The following is a 17,552-nucleotide window of genomic DNA, read 5'->3' as shown; positions in this document are numbered from 1 at the left end:
CGTGCCGTCACTGGGAAGCAGGCCCAATCCATACACACGTTTTGTCCTATAACCCAAAATCCCCTTGCACGTTCAATGACGCATCGCCGCCGTCGGCCGACTCATGCGTCAATGCCGGCGGCTCCTCCGGCACTCATCAATTGCGGGAGCATCGCGCCTAAGCCGGCCAAAAGTGCGGGAGCGTCGGTGGAATACTAGCCGCGACTGCGGGGGGCGTCGGTGAAATACTCGCCACGTCTGCGGGAGCGTTGGGTGGAACGTGCCATCATCTGCGGGAGCGTCGGGTGGGGGAGGAACACCGGACGGTGCTTCGGCGTTGATTACCCTTGAGTAGCTTCTACCAACCAACTCGGGAGACCCCATGACTGCACGGACCATTGTCATCACCGGCGCCAGCGACGGGATCGGCGCGTCCGCGGCCCGGACCCTCGCCGCACAGGGCGAGCACGTCGTCGTCGTCGGGCGTTCCGCGGAGAAGACCGAGCGCGTCGCGAAGGAGGCCGGGACGGACTACTTCGTCAGCGACTTCGCCGATCTGGCACAGGTGCGCCGGCTCGCCGCGCAGCTGAAGGAGAAGTACCCGCGGATCGACGTCCTGGCGAACAACGCCGGCGGCATCATGGGCACCCGGCAGCTCACCGTGGACGGGCACGAGAAGACCTTCCAGATCAACCACCTGGCTCCGTTCCTGCTGACCACCGAACTGCTGGATACCCTCACCGCCAGCAAGGCCACCGTTATCAACACCTCTAGCGCCGCCAACTCCCTCTATGGGCGGCTGGACATCAACGACCTGGAGCTCGCGAACAAATACTCCGCCAACCTGGCCTACGGCAACGCCAAGCTGGAGAACATCCTCTTTACGGCCGAATTGCACAACCGCTACCACGCGGCCGGCATCTCCACGGCGGCATTCCACCCCGGCGTCGTGGCCACCAACTTCGCCGCGGATACCACCAGCCCGTTCCGCTTCATGTACCGCAGCTTCCTCAACCGGTTCATGCTGTCCCCGGAACAGGGCGCCGACACGCTCGTCTGGCTTGCCACGGCCGTCCCGGGGCAGGACTGGGTCCCGGGCGCTTACTATGCCAAGCGGGCGCTGGCTAAGGCCAACAAGCAGGCCTACGATGCGGAACTGGCCCGGGAACTGTGGGAGCGCAGCGCCGCCATGCTGGCCCAGGACTCCGACAGGCTCGACCCCCGGAGCTGAGCCTCACCCCAATCAACGGAAGCGTGGGATAGTCTTTCCCTGCCCCTCGCCGACACGCGGCCGAGGGCTTCATATTGGGGGAGTGCTCGAAGGTGCGCCTGAAGAAACTGATGATTGCCTCGCTGGCGGCCAGCGCCGTCGTCCTGAGCGGCACTGCCGTACCGGCGTCTGCCGCGCCGTCGCCGAAGTCGTACAAGAACTGCACCGAGCTCATCAAGGTGTACCCGCACGGCGTCGGCCGCAAGGGTGCGCGGGACAAAACCAGCGGTCAGCGGGTCACCACCTTCCGCGTGGACAACACCCTGTACAGCTACAACGACGGCGGCTTGCCCCGGCACCGCGGCGAGTACGACCTCGATCGTGACAACGACGGCATCGCCTGCGAAAAGCGCTAACCCGAGCGCGCCCGGCCCCGGCCAGGCGGTTTGCGGGCCCGATGCTGACGTTCCTGCCCGGTTCTTGGCGCGGGCACAGAGGGCACTCCGCGCCAAACCGCGGCCCGGCGGCCGGCAGGGTGGCTGCGGCGGGGTACAACTGGGCGGGAACGTCGGCCGCGGAGCCGTGGTCGACGTCGGCGACGGGCAAGTCAGGGGCGCGCCGGCCTTCCAACTGCCCGGACTGTCGGCCGGCGGCGGCGTTCCAGCCCAGTTCTAGGCGCGGCCACAGGGTGCACTCCGCGCCAATCCGGGGTACACCGGGCTGCCGGAGCGCTGTGGCAAGGTACAACTGGGCGGGAGCCTCAGCCCCGGTTCTGAGGGAGCGTCTCGTCCGAGTCGACCGGAGCTGAGGGAGCGTCTCGTCCGAGTCGACCGGTGCTGAGGGAGCGTCTCGCCCGAGTCGACCGGTGCTGAGGGAGCGTCTCGCCCGAGTCGACCGGTGCTGAGGGAGCGTCTCGCCTGAGTCGACCGGTGCTGAGGGAGCGTCTCGCCCGAGTCGACTGGAGCTGAGGGAGCGTCGCGCCCGGGGGCGCCGGAGCTGAGGGAGCGTCGGCCGGAGGCTAGCCCGCGGCTTCGACCTTGTCGATGGCCGTCAGGGCGCTCTCCATGGTGCCGGCGAGGTCGCTGGCCGGGGCGGGCTTGGCGAACAGGTAACCCTGGAGCGAGTCGCAGCCCAGGTCCATCAGGTACTTGGCCTGCGCCGGCGTCTCGATGCCCTCGGCCGTCACCTTCAGGCCCAGGTTTTGCGCGGTATTGATCATGGTGCGGAAGAACGGCAGGTGCTCCTTGCCGGTCTTGATCATCGCCACAAAGGACCGGTCGATCTTGACCTTGTCCAGCGGCAGTTCCTTCAGCCGGCCCAGCGTCGAGTAACCGGTGCCGAAGTCGTCCATTGCGATCCGGACGCCGGCCTCGCGCAGCTGCGCAAGCTGGCGGAGCACATCAGAGTCGGCGTCGAAGAACACACTCTCGGTCAGCTCGAGCATGAGCTGGCGCGGGTTCACCCCGGTGGAGGCGACAATGCCCAGCACGTCGGTAGCAAAGTCGCGCTGTTGGAACTGCAGGCCGGAGACGTTCACGGCCACGCTGTAGGCCGCGTCGCCGGCCAGCCAGGGCCGGATTTCGGCGCAGGCGCGGCGCATGACCTCGTCGCCGATCTCGCGGATCAGCCCGCTCTGCTCGGCCACGGGCAGGAACTGGTTGGGCGGCACCAGCTTGCCGTGCCGCTCCCAGCGCGCGAACGCCTCGAACTGCACCACGGCGCCGAGCCCGGGGGACACCACCGGCTGGTAGTGGACCGAGATCTGGCCCAGCTCCACCGCCTGACGGAGCCCGGTCTCGCCCTGGGCGTTATGGGCGGCCGTGTTCAGCATCTCCGGCCGGAACTGCAGCCAGGTGTTCTTCCCCGCCGCCTTGGCCGCCGCCATGGCCGAGTCGGCCTGCCGCAGCAGCTCCGCGCCGTCGACCGTCTGCGGCGTCTTGGACGCCAGGCCCATGCTCACCCCGGGCCGCACCAGCGAGCCGCCGATCCGCGCCGGGACGTACAGGGACTCGGAGATCCGCTTGGCCACGGCGCCGGCGTTGAGGCACTCGGTCAGCAGCACCACAAATTCGTCGCCGCCCAGCCGTGCCACGGTGTCGTGCGGCCGGACGCAGTTGCGCAGCCGGCTGGCCACCTCCACCAGCAGCTCGTCCGCGGCGGACCGGCCCAGCATGTCGTTGTAGCTCTTGAAATCGTCCACGTTCAGCAGCAGCACATCCACCGGGTCCGGCCGGCGCAGCGCCGCGGCGAGGCGTTCGTTGAACAGCGTCCCGTTGGGCAGCCCGGTCAGCGTGTCCCTCAGTACGGCCGCCTTGAGCTGGTCGTCGTGTTCGGCGGGCGTGAGCCGCGGGAGCACACCGGTGGTGCCGGGCACCAGTTCGGTCTCCAGTGAGCTGAACGTCCGACGGCGGGGCCCGGCTGCCGCTGCGGCACCACCCGCCGGCGTGCCGCCGTCGAGCGGGGCAGAGGACTGAACGGCGCCGGAGCGGGCCGGGACGCCCGGGCGCACGGACACGGCGACGGTCCCGGCCGTGCCGGGCGCGGGCGGAAGCGCGGCGCAGGTGATTTGGACCGGGAACTCGGAGGCGTCGCCACGGCGGCCCGCCCCGGTGAAGGGCGTCCGCCCGGTGCCGCCTTCCAGCCCGGCCAGGACCTGGTGGAAGCCCTCCCGGGAGGGCTCGGCCAGCAGCAGGCTGTAGTCGGCGCCCAGCAGCTGCGCCCGTGAGTAGCCAAAGAGCTGCTCCGCGGCAGTGTTCGCGAAGGTGATGGACCGGTCCGGGGCAAGCAATAAGAAGGCGTCGGGGCTGTGCTCCAGCACCGTCTGTGCGAACGCTGCGTCCATGATGTGTGCTGCCCCCAAAAGCGACGGATCTGTGAAGGGCGTCGGCTACCGCCGCGAACCGGTCTTAGGTTCGCTGCGGGCCGCGCCTGCTGAAATCATATGTGCTCGGTAGCACAGTCCCGTGCCGCCCGGACGGTATTAACGAAACCACGCGAATGTGTCGTCCGGGTACCCGGACACCCGCTGATGTCAGAGGATCGCGGCGGGTTCCGGCAACGCCTCCAACGCCTCCCCGGACTGCTCCACGGCTGCTGTCCGGAGCTCAGCCGGCACCGGCCGGGAGAACAGATAGCCCTGCAGGGCGTCGCACTCGTGATCCATCAGGTACCGGGCCTGAGTGGGCGTCTCGATGCCCTCGGCGGTCACGCGCAGGCCCAGGCTGTGGGCCATGTGGATCATCGAGGTCAGGATAGGCAGCCGTTCCTCGCCGGTATGCAGCATGGACACAAAGGACTTGTCGATCTTCACCGCGTCCACGGGGAGCTCCTGCAGCCGGCCCAGCGAGGAATAGCCGGTGCCGAAGTCGTCCAGCGCCACCCGGATGCCCGCGGCGCGCAGGCTGATCAGCTGCTGGATCACGTGGGAGGCGGCGTCGAAGAACACGCTCTCGGTGACCTCCAGGACCAACTGGTGCGGGTCCACCCGGCTCCAGGCGGCGATGTCCAGCACCCGTTCGGCGAAGTCCTTGTGCTGCAGCTGCACGCCGGAAACGTTGACCGCCAGGGTCCGTCCCGGATCCTCGGCCAGCCAGGACTGCAGCTCGGTGCAGCTCTGCCGGAGCACCTCGGCGCCGATGTCGCGGATCAGGCCGCTGCGCTCCGCCGTCTGGATGAAGGTGTCCGGTGCCATCAGCACCCCGTCGCGTTCCCAGCGCGCCAGGGCCTCGAACTGCACCACCTCGCGCCGGTTCGTAGAGATCACGGGCTGGTAGAACACCTTGATCTGGCCCAGTTCGACGGCGCGGCGCAGCCCCGCGGTGAGCTGGGTGCGCTCCAGCAGGGTGGTCAGCATCTCCGGCTGGAAGTGCACGTAGCAGTTCTTGCCGGCCTCCTTAGCGGCGTACATCGCCACGTCCGCCTGCCGCAGCAGCTCGGAGGAGGACATGCCCTCCGTTCCGCGCGTTGCCACGCCCAGGCTCAGCCCCGGCCGCATCAGGGTGCCCTCGATCGAAACCGGGGCGTTCAGCGCGGCCACGATCCGCTGGGCCACCGCGTCCGAGTCGTTGCAGCCGACCAGCAGCACCACAAACTCGTCTCCGCCCAGGCGGGCCACGGTGCCGTGCGGGCCCACACAGTTCTGCAGCCGGCGGGAAATCTCCACGAGCATCTGGTCCCCGGCGTGGTGGCCCAGGATGTCGTTGACTTCCTTGAAGTCATCCAGGTCCAGCAGCAGCACCGCCACCGGGCCGGGAGACTCCAGCGCAGCCGTGGCGCGCTCGTTGAAGAGCATGCGGTTGGCCAGCCCGGTCAGCGGATCCTGGAACGCGAGGGCCTTGAGCTGGTCCGCCTGCTGGGCCAGTTCGTCGAGGGCGCGGCGGGCCTGGTCCTGCGCCACGGTCCGGGACGTGACGTCGCGGAAGTTCCAGATCCGGCCCACGACTTCGTCGGCGACCTTCTGCGGCCGTGAGTTCAGTTCCACCGTGCGGCCGTCCCGGAACTCGAGGAGGTCGTGGCTGTGCAGTTCGTGGTTGGCGTAGAGCTCGGCGACCTTGGCCTTGAAGCAGTCCGGGGCGACCAGTTGCTTGGCGATGAATCTGACCAGTGCATAGGCGTCGTCCTCGGCCAGAATTTCGCGCGGCATGCCCCACAACTGCAGGTATTGTTCGTTGACGCCGGTGATCTGGCCGCTGTTGGACACCACCACGATGGCGTCTGCCGTCGTTTCCAAGGTAGCGTCGAGCAGCGAAACGGCACTCCGGCGGCCGGCGTCGTCGTCCTGGCGGTGTGTGGTGTCGCGGACCGCCACCGCCATCGACGTTCCGGCCGGCGTCGTGACCAGCGAGCAGGTGATTTCCAGCGGGAGTTCGCGGCCGTCGCGGTGCAGCCCGAGGCCGGTGAAGGGTTTCGTCCCCAACGTGCCGGCACGGCCGAGCCGGCTCAGCACCCGCAGGAAACCGCCGCGGTCGTCCTCCACCAGCAGCCGGTGGTGCGCGACGCCGATCAGCTCCTCCCGGGAGTAGCCGAACAGGCGCTCCGCCGCGGGATTGAGGTAGGAGATGACCCCCTCGGTGGTGAGCTGCAGCAACGCGTCAGGGCCCTGCGTCAGCAGGGTTTCCGCCAATCCTTGTTCCACGTCGATGCCAGCCCCCGGGCGTTCGGTACTCGAAGCCACCGGCAGGGCGGTGGTCATTAAACTTCAAGCATCATAGGGCCATGAGACACAAATCACAGCACCGGCTGTGTTTGGGCGGTGGTGTCGCGGCGCAGGCCGGTGATGGTGGCGGCCGACGCCGACAGCGCGGCGGGCAGCCGGCCGGCCGGCTGGGGCCTCGAAAACAGGAACCCCTGCAGGGAATCGCAGCCGCGGCCGATCAGGTATGCGGCCTGTTCGCGGGTCTCGACGCCCTCGGCGGTGACGGTCAGGCCCAGGCCGTGGGCCATGTCGATCATGCAGTCCAGGATGGGGAGCCGTTCGGTACCTCCGCGGATCAGCGCGACGAAGGACTGGTCGATCTTGAGCGTGTCCACCGGCAGATCCTGGAGCCGGCCCAGTGAGGAGTAGCCGGTCCCGAAGTCGTCCAGGGCCACCCGGACGCCGGCGCTGCGGAGCTGCACGAGCTGGCGCTGGACCTGGCAGTCGTCGTCGAAGAAGACACTCTCGGTGACCTCGACGACCAGCTGGTGCGGATCCACCCCGCAGGAGCCGGCGGTGGCGAACAGCAGTTCCGGGAAGTTGCCCTGCTGCAGCTGCACGCCGGAGACGTTGACGGCGAGGGAGCGGGTGGGGTCCGCGGAGAGCCAGGGTTCCAGCTCGGTGCAGCCGCGCAGCAGGATCTCGGTGCCGATCTCCACGATCAGGCCGCTGCGTTCCGCGGCGGGGATGAACTGCTGCGGCGGGACCAGGACGCCGTCGCGCTCCCAGCGGGCCAGCGCCTCGACCTTGACCACGGTGCCCAGCTTCGTGGAGACGATCGGCTGGTAGTGCACCGCGATCTGCCCGCTGTCGACGGCGGAGCGCAGCCCGGCTTCGAGGTCCGTGCGCTCGAGCAGGGCGGTCATCATTTCCGGGCGGAAACGCAGGTAGCGGTTCTTGCCGGCAGTTTTCGCCGCATACATGGCGATGTCGGCGCGGCGGAGCAGCTCGGAGGCGTCCACGGCGTCCTCGCTGATGGACGCCAGACCCAGGCTCAGGCTGGGCCGCAGCATGGTGCCGTCAATCAAGACCGGCAGCTTGAGGGATTCGACGATCCGTTCGGCGGCCGCGTCGGCGTCGAGCGAGCCGACCAGCAGGACCACGAATTCGTCGCCGCCCAGCCGTGCTACAACGTCGCTGGGCCGGACGCAGGCGCGCAGCCGGCGGCCCACCTCGATCAGCATCTGGTCCCCGGCGTGGTGGCCGTGGACGTCGTTGACTTCCTTGAAGTCGTCCAGGTCCAGCAGCAGGACGTCGACGGCGGTCCCGCACGGTCCGGCGAGGGCGTGCGCCAGGCTGTCGTTGAAGAGCTGGCGGTTGGAGAGCCCGGTCAGGGGATCCTGGAATGCGAGGGCCTTAAGCTGGCTGGCCTGCTGCGCGAGGTCCGCCATCGCCTGGCTGATCTGGTCCTGGGCGCGCCGGGCCGCGGTGACGTCGCGGAAGCTCCAGACGCGGCCCACCACCTGCTCGCCGACCTTTTGCGGGCGCGAATACCGCTCGAAAGTGCGTCCGTCGCGGAACTGCAGCACGTCGTTGCTCTCGGCCGCCGGATCGGCGTAGAGGGCGGTCACCTTGGCCAGGAACTGCTCGGGGTCCGTCAGCTGGCCCAGCACGGAGCGCATCACGGACTCGTCGTCGCCGGTGTCCACGAGCTCGCGGTCGACGCCCCACATGGTGAGGAACTGGTTGTTGACGGAGGAGATCCGGCCCCCGGCGCTGACCACCAGGATGCCGTCCGCCGTGGACTCCAGCGTGGCGGAGAGCAGGGACATCGCTTCGCGGAGCCGGGCGTCCTCCTCGGTGCGCGCGGAAGTGCTCACGCGGCCGTAACCGGACAAATCTGAGACCAACGATGGTGCATGGTGAATCCTCCCCTCAGAAATCATAGGGGGCGCGGCGCGGCCCGGATGCCACGGTGCGGGGCCGGGCGGGTTGCGGCGCTCCCGTTGGGGCGGGGCCGGCCGCTCAGGTGGCGGCAGCGGCCGAGCGGGTCCCGGAGCCGGCGTGCCCCAGACCGCGCCCCAACCCGCGGACCGTCCAGCCCGCCGCGGTCCAGGCGGCGGCGTCGAGCACGTTCCGGGCATCCAGCACCGTCCGGCGCCGGACCAGCCTCCCGGCCAAGGCCGGCGAGAGCGTGCGGTAGGCCTCCCATTCGGTCAGCAGGAGCACCAGCTCGGCGCCGTCGAGCGCTTCTTCGACGGAGCTTTCGAAGCGCAGTTGCGGGTAGCGGAGCCAGGCGTTGTTGATCGCGGCCGGGTCCGTGACGGTGACGTGCGCGCCGGCGTCGGCCAGTTGCCGCGCGACGTCCAGGGCGGGGGAGTCGCGGATATCGTCAGTGTCCGGTTTGAAGGCCGCGCCCAGCACGGTGACGCGGCGGCCGCCCAGCCGGCCGCCGCAGAGTTCCCGGGCGGCCTCCACCGTGCGGCTGCGCTGATCCCGGTTGATCCCGTCCACCGTGGCCATCCAGGCGTCCACGGAGTCGACGCCCAGCGCGGCGGCCTGCACCCGGAGCGAGCGGATGTCCTTGGGCAGGCAGCCGCCGCCGAAGCCGAGCCCGGCGTGCAGGTAACGGCCGCCGATCCGCGGGTCCAGGCCCATCGCCTCGCCCAGCTCGGTCACGTCCGCGCCGGAGGCCTCGCAGAGTTCCGCCATCGCGTTGATGAAGCTCAGCTTGGTGGCGAGGTACGCGTTCGACGCCGACTTGATCAGCTCCGCCGTCGCGAAGTTGCAGATGATCCGGGGGATCCCGGCGCAGAGCAGGGGACCGTACACCGCGTCCAGGGCAGCTGTGACGGCCGCCCCGGCGTTCTTCGGGTTCCCGGCACCGTCCGATTGCCGGGCGGGGTCTGCGCCGCCGGGAACGCCGTAGACCAGCCGGTCCGGCACCAGGGAATCCTTGACTGCGGTGCCCTGGCGCAGGAACTCCGGGTTCCAGCCCAGGAGCACATCCGGTCGGTCGGCCAGGACGCCGCGGAGCATGTCCACCGTTCCCACCGGGACGGTGGACTTGCCCACGACGGCGGTGCGCGGCGCCAGGAACGGGAGCAGGGACTCGGTCGCGGAGACCAGGTAGCTGAGGTCGGCGCCGTCGGACGTCTTGGACTGCGGCGTCCCGACGCAGAGGAAGTGCAGTTCCGCGCCGGCGGCGTCGGCGAAGTTGGTGGAGAAGGCGAGCCTGCCGGTGGCGCGGCCGTCGCGCAGGAGTTCGTCCAGGCCGGGCTCGTGGAACGGCGCAGCGCCGCGGTCCAGCTGGGCCACCTTCGCGGCATCGACGTCGATCCCCACGACCGTGTGACCCATCGAGGCCAGGGTGGCGGCATGCACGGCGCCGAGGTAGCCGCAGCCGATCACGGAAATTTTCACAGGGTCGCTCCTCTGTTGGTGGCGCCGGGGTTGGTGGCGCCGGGGCTGGTGGCGCCACGGTTGGGTGTACCGGCACTGCTTGAGCCGCTGGTGGTACCGGCCAGGGCCGCTTCGTAGTGCCGCACCAGCTCCTCGCCCAGCGCCTGCCAGGTCCGGCCCTGGACCGAGGCGTGCGCCGCGGCGGCGAAGGCGCGGCGCTTGGCGTCGTCGCCGGTCAGGTCCTGCACCCGGGACCGCAGCTCCGCGAGGTCGCCCGGTTCGTAGAGCCAGCCGGTGCGGGAGTTCTCCACCAGGTCCAGCGGGCCGCCGCGGCCGGTGGCGACCACCGGGACCCCGGACGCCATGGCCTCCTGGATGGTCTGGCAGAAGGTCTCGAACTCGCCGGGGTGGACGAACAGGTCCAAGGACGCGACGGCCCGGGCCAGCTCCTCGCCGCCGAGGAACCCGGTGAACACCGCGTCCGGGAGCGCAGCTTCGAGCGCTTCCCGCTGCGGCCCGCCGCCGACGATCACCAGCCGGGTGCCGGGCACATCGGCGAGCACCGCCAGGTCCTCCACCTGCTTTTCGACCGCGAGCCGGCCCACGTAGCCGATGATGCGTTCCCCGCCGGGGGCCACGGAGGCCCGCCACGCGTCTTCGCGCTTTTCCGGGCTGAAGCGGGCGGTGTCCACGCCGCGGCGCCACATGTGGACCCGCGGAATGCCGCGACCGAGGAACTGGTGCCGCGCGAACGTGGAGGGGACCAGGGTGCGCGTGGCGAGCAGGTGGATCTGTTCCACGCGATTCCAGGCCCAGTTCTCCAGGAACGGGACGCCGTAGCGCGCCGCGTAGCCGGGGACCTCGGTCTGGTAGATGGCGACGCTGGGGATGCCCAGCTGGTGCGCGGCCTGGGCTGCCCGCCAGCCGAGCACGAACGGTGAAGCGAGGTGGACGACGTCGGGGGCGTAGTCGGCAAGGATTCGCTTGACCCGGGCCACACCGCCCAACGCCACGCGTACGTTCGTGTAGCCGGCCAGCGGCACCGAAGGGAGCCGGTGGACCTGCGCGCCGTGGACCTCGCCGGGGACATCGGTGTCCTGCGTGGACGGTGCGATCACCAGGACCTCGTCGCCCCGGGTCTGCAGGTGCTCCAGGACCCTCAGGATGGAGTGCGTGACCCCGTTCATCTGGGGCAGGAATGATTCGGCGACTAGTGCGATCCTCACGCCTCCACCGTGGCCGCGGCGGCTGACGGCGCGGGGTCACGGGTGTGGCGTGCGGGGGAAGAGTGGGTTAACAGGCGTGTGCGGGGTCCGGTGCTTGGTGCCCGGCAGCTGCAGCCGAGCCGCCCTCACACTGGACATGCCCTTCGGCCGAGCTCGCGGCTGGACATAGTCCCAATATGCGCGCCCGCTGCTGCGACAGGTGGGCATGGTCGGCCGGAATGATGCCCGCCCACACGGCGTTCCGAGGCCCTCCAACGTAGTGGCGCCCGTTTGCCAAGGATGGCCGTTAGGGCGGGCCTCGAAGCGGCCACATCCGGCAAATTGATGCGGGGTCGCAATGCCAGGGCCCGGTGCCCGGCGCCGTCGCCCGCGCGGCCAGCGTCAGCGTCGCGGCCGGCGTCAGCGGCGCGGTTCGTGCCGCAGCACGTCCGGGAGTTCGTCCACGTAGACCGTCTGCGGCGGGTCGTAGTAGATCACCAGGACCTCGTCCCCGACGGCGAAGACGCTCTCCTTGTCGAAGGGGTGGGCGTGGAACGCGCTTATCCCGCCGCGGAACGGCAGCATGACCTCCCCGATGGTGCCCGGTGCCACCCTTCCGGTGACCCGGCCGATCCGTCCGGTGAGGCTACGGTCGACGTTCCTAGGCATCCGGGGCTTTCGGCGGCTGCTTGGCTGCCTGCCCGTCCTTCAACGCCGTCCGCAGCGCAGGAAGGTAATCGCCGACCTGTGCCAGGATGCCGCCGATCATCCGGTTGATGCCCTCCCCGCCGTTGAGGACGGTGAGCTGCCCGACGTGGGCAAACGGCTCGGCGGCCGCCGCGATGATGGCGGGCATGTTTTCGGCCAGCTGCTGCGAGATGACCGCGTCCTGGTTGGTGCCGAGGGCCTCGCCGCGTGCCTTGATGCCGTCGGCCTCGGCCAGCGCTTTGGCCTTGATCGACGATGCCGTGGCGTCACCGCGGGCTTTCGTGGCGGCAGCCTCCGCTTCACCGGTGACACGGGTGGCGCCCGCGGCCGCCGCGGCCGCCGTCGCGTTGGCCTGCGCCTGGAGTTCGGTGCGCCGGGCGTTGACCTGTGCCTCGAGTTCGGTGCGGCGGGCCAGTGCCTCGGCCGCGCTGATGTCCGCGGATTTCTGTCCCTCGGCCTCGGTGCGCTTCGCATAAGCCTTGGCGTCCGCGGGCTTGCGGATGGTGGTCTGGAGTTTTTGTTCCTCGCGGTCGGCCTCGAGCTTGGCTACCTCGGTTTCCTGCACCACCACCTGCTGCCGTGCGGTGGCTTCCGCGAGCGGCCCGGCCTGGGCGGCGTTGGCCCGGGCCCGTTCGGCGTTGGCCTGTGCCTCCGACTGTTTGATTGCGGACAGGCTCTGGGCGTCGGCGATTTGCGCGGCGGCCTCCGCCTCCCGCTCGGCCGCCTCACGGTTCCGGGTGGCCTCGGCGATCCGGGCCTCCATCTTCACCTGGGCGATGTGCGGCTTGGCGATGTTCTCAATGTAGCCGGTGGGATCCTGGAGGTCCTTGATCTGGAGCGAGTCCACCACCAGGCCCAGCTTTTCCATTTCCACCCCGCTGGCGCTGCGGACCTGCGAGCCGAGCTTGTCGCGCTCGCGGATGATCTCCTCCACGGTCATGCTGCCGATGATGGAGCGCAGGTGTCCTTCGAAGACGTTGTAGACCTGGCTCTGCATCTTGGGCTGCTGGCCCAGGAACCGGCGCGCGGCGTTCGCGATGAAGGGCGGCGCGTCCCCGATCTTGTAGATGACCACGCCCTCGACAATCACCTGGATGCCCTGGGAGGTCACGCAGGAGACCTTGAGTTCCGTCTCGTTCAGGGTCAGGGCCAGTGTCCGCACGGTCTGCAGCCCGGGGAACACCAGCGCCCCCTTGCCGGTGACGATCTTGAAGTCCATGCCGTCCCGCGTCTCGAGGGTTCCGCGGGTCAGGCCGGAGATGATCAGGGCCTCGTTCGGTTCGGCCACCTTCCACATCAGCTTGACCGCCACCCAGATGACGGCGACGACGACGAGGGCCCCGGCGAGGACCGCGAGGAACGGGATAAAGGCTGACAAGTCCGGCATGGAAACCCTTTCACGTGGGTCGGTCAGGCCAGTCTGTGACGTCTCCGCCGAATAAGTCCAGCATTTGGCGGATTCGCTTTCGCTGGCCGCCGCCGCGGCCGGCGCGGGACCCGGCGTCGTGCGCAAGTGCACGGCAACCGGGGCGGGCACAAGGAAGCTGGTGCGGACCCGCGGAAAGCTCCGGGCGCCCGCACCAGCAGGTAGTACGAATTTGTTGGATTACTGAGAATCGGTCCTCATTCGCGGCTCCCTTGTCCCGGTGATTGCTTACCGGGTTTGTGCGTCGTCGGCCAGGTGCCGTGACAGCAGCCAGCCGGCGCCAATCATTGCCACGCCCAGCACCATGTGGGTCCAGTTGTCCATGGTGTTGAATGACAGGAAATTGGCCGCCGACCCCACGCCGACGATCAGCCCGTAAACGCTAAAGACGATGTACAGCAGGCCGAAGCCCATCAGGAAGTTCCGGGCTCCCATGCCGTTGCGGGACATGGTCCAGCCGGTGGCGCCGATGGCCAGCTGAACGACGTTCAGCAGCATGGACACCTGGAACAGGCCGAGGAACAGGGCCCGGGAATCAGGCCCGAGGAACCTCAGTTCGCTGTACTGCGTGGTGATGCCCGGGATGAACCCCAGGACGCCCACGACGATAAGGACAATACCCACACCCATGCCGACGTTTTGGACATCTGTCCGTCCGAAATGCACGCCGTGCGCATGTGGGGATGCGGTAGTCATTTTCTGCCTCCAACCACTGATTGCGGACACTTAAAATTTTACGGCGGGGTAGCGGAAAAAGCGCCGCCGCGGGACCTGCTGCATCGTTCCTGGCGGCCGGAAACCCGGGGGATAGAGCCTGTCGGAACCCGGTGCAGGGGCGCTCGCGTGGCACCATGGAACACGATGAAACTGCGCGCTGATCAGACCGGGAACCGTGGCCTACCGATGCCGTTATGGCTGCAAGGGGCGCTGGAGTCCGCGCAGGCCGCCGTGATCTCCGCGCTCGCCGTGATTGCCCCGATCCTTGCGGTGTGGGCCACGGCCGGATTCCGCGACGGCGGCTTTGAATTCCTCGCCCGGCTGTCCGGCCAGGCCTGGCTGCTGATCCACGGTGTCCCGCTGCTGCTGGAAACGGCCGGCGCCGGCACCGCGGGCCGGGTCGAAACCGGCACCCTGTCGCTGATTCCGCTGGGGCTGACGCTCATCCCGTTCCTGCTCGCCTGGCGCGCCGGACGGCGGCTGGCCCGGGCGTCCTACACGGACCAGCTCTGGCAGGCGCTGCTCGGCTCCTGGCTGATGTACGGCGCCTTCGGATTCGCCACCGGCTTCGTCTGCCGCACCTCCGAGGTCGGCGTCAGCCTCTGGTCAGCCTCCCTCATCCCGCTGATCCCGTTCGCACTGGGCATGGCGATCGGCGCCCGCCGGGAGGCAGGCTCCTGGAGCCGGCTGATCGGCGTCGACGCCGTCGCCTGGCTCTCGCGCACCAGCCAGCACTCGCGCTGGGCCGGCTCCTACCTCGGCTCCGCCGCCAAGGCCGGCTTCGTGGCGGCCATGGCCGCCCTGGCGATGGCGGCCGCCCTGCTCGCCGTGGACCTCATCATCCACTGGAACCTCGTTATTGCCGTTTATGAAGCGCTCGACGCCGGCCCGGTGGGCGGCGCGGCGCTCACCATCGCGCAGTTGGGCTACCTGCCGAACCTGGTGGTGTTCGCGCTGGCCTGGACCTCCGGCTCAGGGTTCGCGCTCGGCGCCGGATCCCAGGCCGGGCCGCTGGCCACCGCCGTCGGGCCGCTGCCGTCCATCCCGGTGTTCGCGGCGCTGCCCTCCGGCGCGCTCGACTACGGGTTCGTGGCCCTGGTGGTCCCCGCCCTCGCGGGGCTCCTGGCCGGCTGGTGGTTCCTGCGCGAGGGGGAGAACCACTTCGATGAATGGCTCTCCATCAAGGTCAAAGCGCGCTGGTTCACCGCCACCGTCTCCACCCTGGTCCTGGGCGCCATGATCGGCGCCGTGGCAGGGCTGCTGGCGGCGGCACTGGCTTGGCTGGCGCGCGGCTCCGCCGGCATTGGACGCCTCACGGACATCGGTCCGGACCCGCTGGCCATGGCCCTGTTCGTGGCCGTGGAAACCGGCGTCGGCGTCGTCATCGGCTACGCCGCGGGCCCCTGGCTGGAGCGCCGGCAGAAGCTGCACGAAGCGGAACTGGAACCCGCCGCCGAAACGGACTGAGCCGCTTACGGGGCCAGTCGACTGGCCTCCGCGCGGGCCGTCCGTGGGGGCCGTGCCGTCTGTGCCGCTTAGCGCAGCTGGGCGGGCAGCGACTTCTCCAGCTCCGTCCGGCAGGCCGAGGCCGCCTGCTCGGTGAGCGCGTGGCGGGCGCACTGCTGGTAGTCCCGGACCTGGGTGAAGAACACCGCCGAGGCCAGAATGATCAGCACCATCACCACGGAGACCACCAGGCCGGAGAGCGTCCCGAACAGCACCAGGCGCGACTCCTTGAGCCTCCGCGCGCGCACGATCAGGACCACGCCGAGCACCAGGGCGGCCGCGGTGAGGATGGCGGTGAGCCAGAGGTAGTTGATGTCCAGCTGGTACACAAAGAACGCCCCGAGCACCACCACGATGAACATGCGGAACAGGTTGTGGGTGCGCAGCAGCGACTCTTTGGCCGCCTCGCTCTGTGGGTTCTGGCTCCGCTGGGGTCCGCCGGGCTCGTGGGGGGAATTCATATTTTCCAGCGTACGCGAGCGGCCCCATAAGCTAAGTCAATGCGCATAGTTGTCCTCGTCTCCGGCACCGGCTCCAACCTCCAGGCAGTCATCGACGCCGTCAAGTCCGGCGAGCTGGACGTGGAGCTGGCCGCCGTCGGCGCTGACCGGCCCGGAACCTACGGGGTGGAACGCTCCGCGGCCGCCGGGATCCCGACCTTCGTGGTGGACTTCAAGGCCTACCCGGACCGCGCCGCCTGGAACGCCGCCCTCACCGACGCCGTCGCCGCATACCGGCCCGACGTCGTCGTGTCCTCCGGGTTCATGCGCATTGTCAGCGCGGACTTCATCGACGCATTCGGCGGCAAGTACCTGAACACCCATCCGGCCCTGTTGCCGGCCTTCCCCGGCGCCCACGGCGTCCGCGATGCCCTGGCCTACGGCGTGAAGGTCACCGGGTGCACGGTGCACTGGGCCGACGCCGGCGTGGACACCGGACCGATCATCGCCCAGGAGGCCGTGAGCGTGGCCGAGGACGACACCGAGGAAACCCTGCACGAACGGATCAAGACAGTGGAGCGCCGGCTGCTGGTGTCAACGCTGAAGTCCCTCGCCGCCGCGACACCCTCCAAGTAGCAGGGCCCGCAAAAGCGAGTACTCGGCGAAAAAGTCGGGTACCGGCGGGCGGAAATCGAGTACTTGCGGGCCGGTTGCGGTGCCGATCCGGGCCATAGTCTGACGCAGTCTCATTCGTCTCATGCGTCCCGGGGGTCCATCGTGTCTCAGTTCAGCTTTGCCAAAACAAGTCCAAAGGTTTTGTTTGCCACCGCGGCGCTCGTCATCGGAACGGGCGCCGTTACTGCCGCCTATGCCGTATCGACGACGTCGGGCGGCAGCGAAATCAGCGGCTGCTACAACATCAATAACGGCGGTCAGCTCCGGGTCCTGGCGCCCGGGGGATCGTGCGATCTGAAGAAGGAAACCGCGATCTCTTGGAACATGCAGGGGATCCAGGGCATCCAGGGTATCCAGGGGCCGCAGGGCATCCAGGGCCTCAAGGGCGACACCGGTGACGCCGGCGCCGCGGGTGCCGACGGGGCGACAGGCGCCACCGGCGAGACCGGAGCCCAGGGCGTCCAGGGGGAGAAGGGCGATACCGGCGAGACCGGCGCTACGGGTGCCACCGGCGAGACCGGTGCCCAGGGAGCCCAGGGAGCCCAGGGGGAAAAGGGTGACACCGGCGAGACCGGAGCCACCGGTGCCCAGGGCGAAAAGGGTGACACCGGTGTAACGGGAGCCACCGGTGCCCAGGGCGAGAAGGGTGACACCGGTGCCACCGGTGAAACCGGCGCCACGGGTGCTACCGGCGCAGCCGGCCCACAGGGCGAGAAGGGCGACACCGGGGCTGCCGGCCCTGCCGGCCCGGTTGGACCCGCCGGTGCCACGGGCGGAACCGGAGCCACCGGGGCAACCGGAGCGGCGGCCTCCACAAGCGTGAGTGTCGAATCCATCAGCGGCACGACCGCCCTGACCCTGACGGCCGCGTGCCCGACAGGCAAGACGGCTGTCTCCGGAGGTTACTCGCTGGGTTCGACCACCGGAAACAACGGCGCGGTCATCAGCCAGCCGGTCATCAACACCGCGGGAACACCGACGGGGTGGACCGTCACGCAGAAGACCACGACGGCCATGACGGTCTACGTCACCTGCATCCAGTAGCCGCACCCCGGATGCCCTATCACGTGTTGTGCTGCTGAGACCCTCAGGGCAACCACAAGTGGTAGGGCATTTCGGCGTTTCCGGGCCGGTAGTCGAACTGGCCGCG

At 69.2% G+C, this 17,552-nt stretch carries 14 protein-coding genes; 5 read left to right on the top strand and 9 right to left on the bottom strand.

Features of this window, described 5'->3' with window-relative positions:
- Positions 1-361: 361 nt before the first annotated feature.
- Positions 362-1,210 carry an SDR family NAD(P)-dependent oxidoreductase gene (locus tag ABIN76_RS16210; protein WP_346960703.1) on the top strand — a complete coding sequence of 283 codons (849 nt, stop codon included), beginning with the start codon at positions 362-364 and terminating at the stop codon, positions 1,208-1,210.
- A 92-nt stretch (positions 1,211-1,302) separates the two neighbouring features.
- A complete protein-coding gene (locus tag ABIN76_RS16205) occupies positions 1,303-1,605 on the top strand; it encodes an excalibur calcium-binding domain-containing protein (RefSeq protein WP_346960702.1) in 303 nt (100 codons plus the stop codon).
- Between the two features lie 602 nt (positions 1,606-2,207).
- On the opposite strand, the gene ABIN76_RS16200 is transcribed toward ABIN76_RS16205, so the two are convergent.
- The 8 genes from ABIN76_RS16200 to ABIN76_RS16165 form a co-directional block, all read right to left on the bottom strand.
- Positions 2,208-4,031, bottom strand: coding sequence for a bifunctional diguanylate cyclase/phosphodiesterase (locus ABIN76_RS16200; protein WP_346960701.1), 1,824 nt, complete (start codon positions 4,029-4,031; stop codon positions 2,208-2,210).
- 189 nt (positions 4,032-4,220) lie between these two features.
- Positions 4,221-6,380, bottom strand: a complete 2,160-nt coding sequence (locus ABIN76_RS16195) for an EAL domain-containing protein (RefSeq protein ID WP_346960700.1) — start codon at positions 6,378-6,380, stop codon at positions 4,221-4,223.
- 35 nt (positions 6,381-6,415) lie between these two features.
- Complete coding sequence (locus tag ABIN76_RS16190; RefSeq protein ID WP_346960705.1) at positions 6,416-8,155, bottom strand: EAL domain-containing protein; 1,740 nt, start codon at positions 8,153-8,155, stop codon at positions 6,416-6,418.
- A gap of 193 nt (positions 8,156-8,348) precedes the next feature.
- Complete coding sequence (locus tag ABIN76_RS16185) at positions 8,349-9,746, bottom strand: UDP-glucose/GDP-mannose dehydrogenase family protein (RefSeq protein WP_346960699.1); 1,398 nt, start codon at positions 9,744-9,746, stop codon at positions 8,349-8,351.
- Positions 9,743-10,951: a glycosyltransferase family 1 protein gene (locus ABIN76_RS16180; protein ID WP_346960698.1), complete on the bottom strand. Its 1,209-nt coding sequence runs from the start codon at positions 10,949-10,951 to the stop codon at positions 9,743-9,745. Before ABIN76_RS16180 ends, ABIN76_RS16185 begins: the two co-directional genes overlap by 4 nt.
- 399 nt (positions 10,952-11,350) lie before the next feature.
- Positions 11,351-11,599, bottom strand: a complete 249-nt coding sequence (locus ABIN76_RS16175; RefSeq protein ID WP_346960697.1) for a hypothetical protein — start codon at positions 11,597-11,599, stop codon at positions 11,351-11,353.
- Complete coding sequence (locus ABIN76_RS16170) at positions 11,592-13,025, bottom strand: SPFH domain-containing protein (protein ID WP_346960696.1); 1,434 nt, start codon at positions 13,023-13,025, stop codon at positions 11,592-11,594. Before ABIN76_RS16170 ends, ABIN76_RS16175 begins: the two co-directional genes overlap by 8 nt.
- Before the next feature lie 267 nt (positions 13,026-13,292).
- Positions 13,293-13,760 carry a DUF4383 domain-containing protein gene (locus ABIN76_RS16165; protein ID WP_346960695.1) on the bottom strand — a complete coding sequence of 156 codons (468 nt, stop codon included), beginning with the start codon at positions 13,758-13,760 and terminating at the stop codon, positions 13,293-13,295.
- Positions 13,761-13,925: 165 nt separating this feature from the next.
- On the opposite strand from ABIN76_RS16165, the gene ABIN76_RS16160 reads away from it, so the two are divergent.
- Positions 13,926-15,248 (top strand): DUF6350 family protein, encoded by a 1,323-nt coding sequence (locus tag ABIN76_RS16160; RefSeq protein WP_346960694.1) that lies wholly within the window; start codon positions 13,926-13,928, stop codon positions 15,246-15,248.
- Positions 15,249-15,316: 68 nt separating this feature from the next.
- Here ABIN76_RS16160 and ABIN76_RS16155 read toward each other — a convergent pair whose 3' ends face one another.
- Positions 15,317-15,748, bottom strand: a complete 432-nt coding sequence (locus ABIN76_RS16155) for a hypothetical protein (protein WP_346960693.1) — start codon at positions 15,746-15,748, stop codon at positions 15,317-15,319.
- A gap of 39 nt (positions 15,749-15,787) precedes the next feature.
- Between ABIN76_RS16155 and purN the strand changes: the two genes are divergently transcribed.
- Both purN and ABIN76_RS16145 read left to right on the top strand, forming a co-directional pair.
- On the top strand, positions 15,788-16,363 hold the full coding sequence (purN, locus tag ABIN76_RS16150) for a phosphoribosylglycinamide formyltransferase (protein ID WP_346960692.1): 576 nt from the start codon (positions 15,788-15,790) through the stop codon (positions 16,361-16,363).
- A 180-nt stretch (positions 16,364-16,543) separates the two neighbouring features.
- Positions 16,544-17,446: a hypothetical protein gene (locus ABIN76_RS16145; RefSeq protein ID WP_346960691.1), complete on the top strand. Its 903-nt coding sequence runs from the start codon at positions 16,544-16,546 to the stop codon at positions 17,444-17,446.
- Positions 17,447-17,552: the final 106 nt, after the last annotated feature.

It is taken from the genome of uncultured Arthrobacter sp. (assembly GCF_964021775.1).
Classification (GTDB): Bacteria; Actinomycetota; Actinomycetes; order Actinomycetales; family Micrococcaceae; genus Arthrobacter.
The sequence above is the reverse complement of the archived record's forward strand: the minus strand, read 5'-3'. Positions and strand labels throughout refer to the sequence as shown.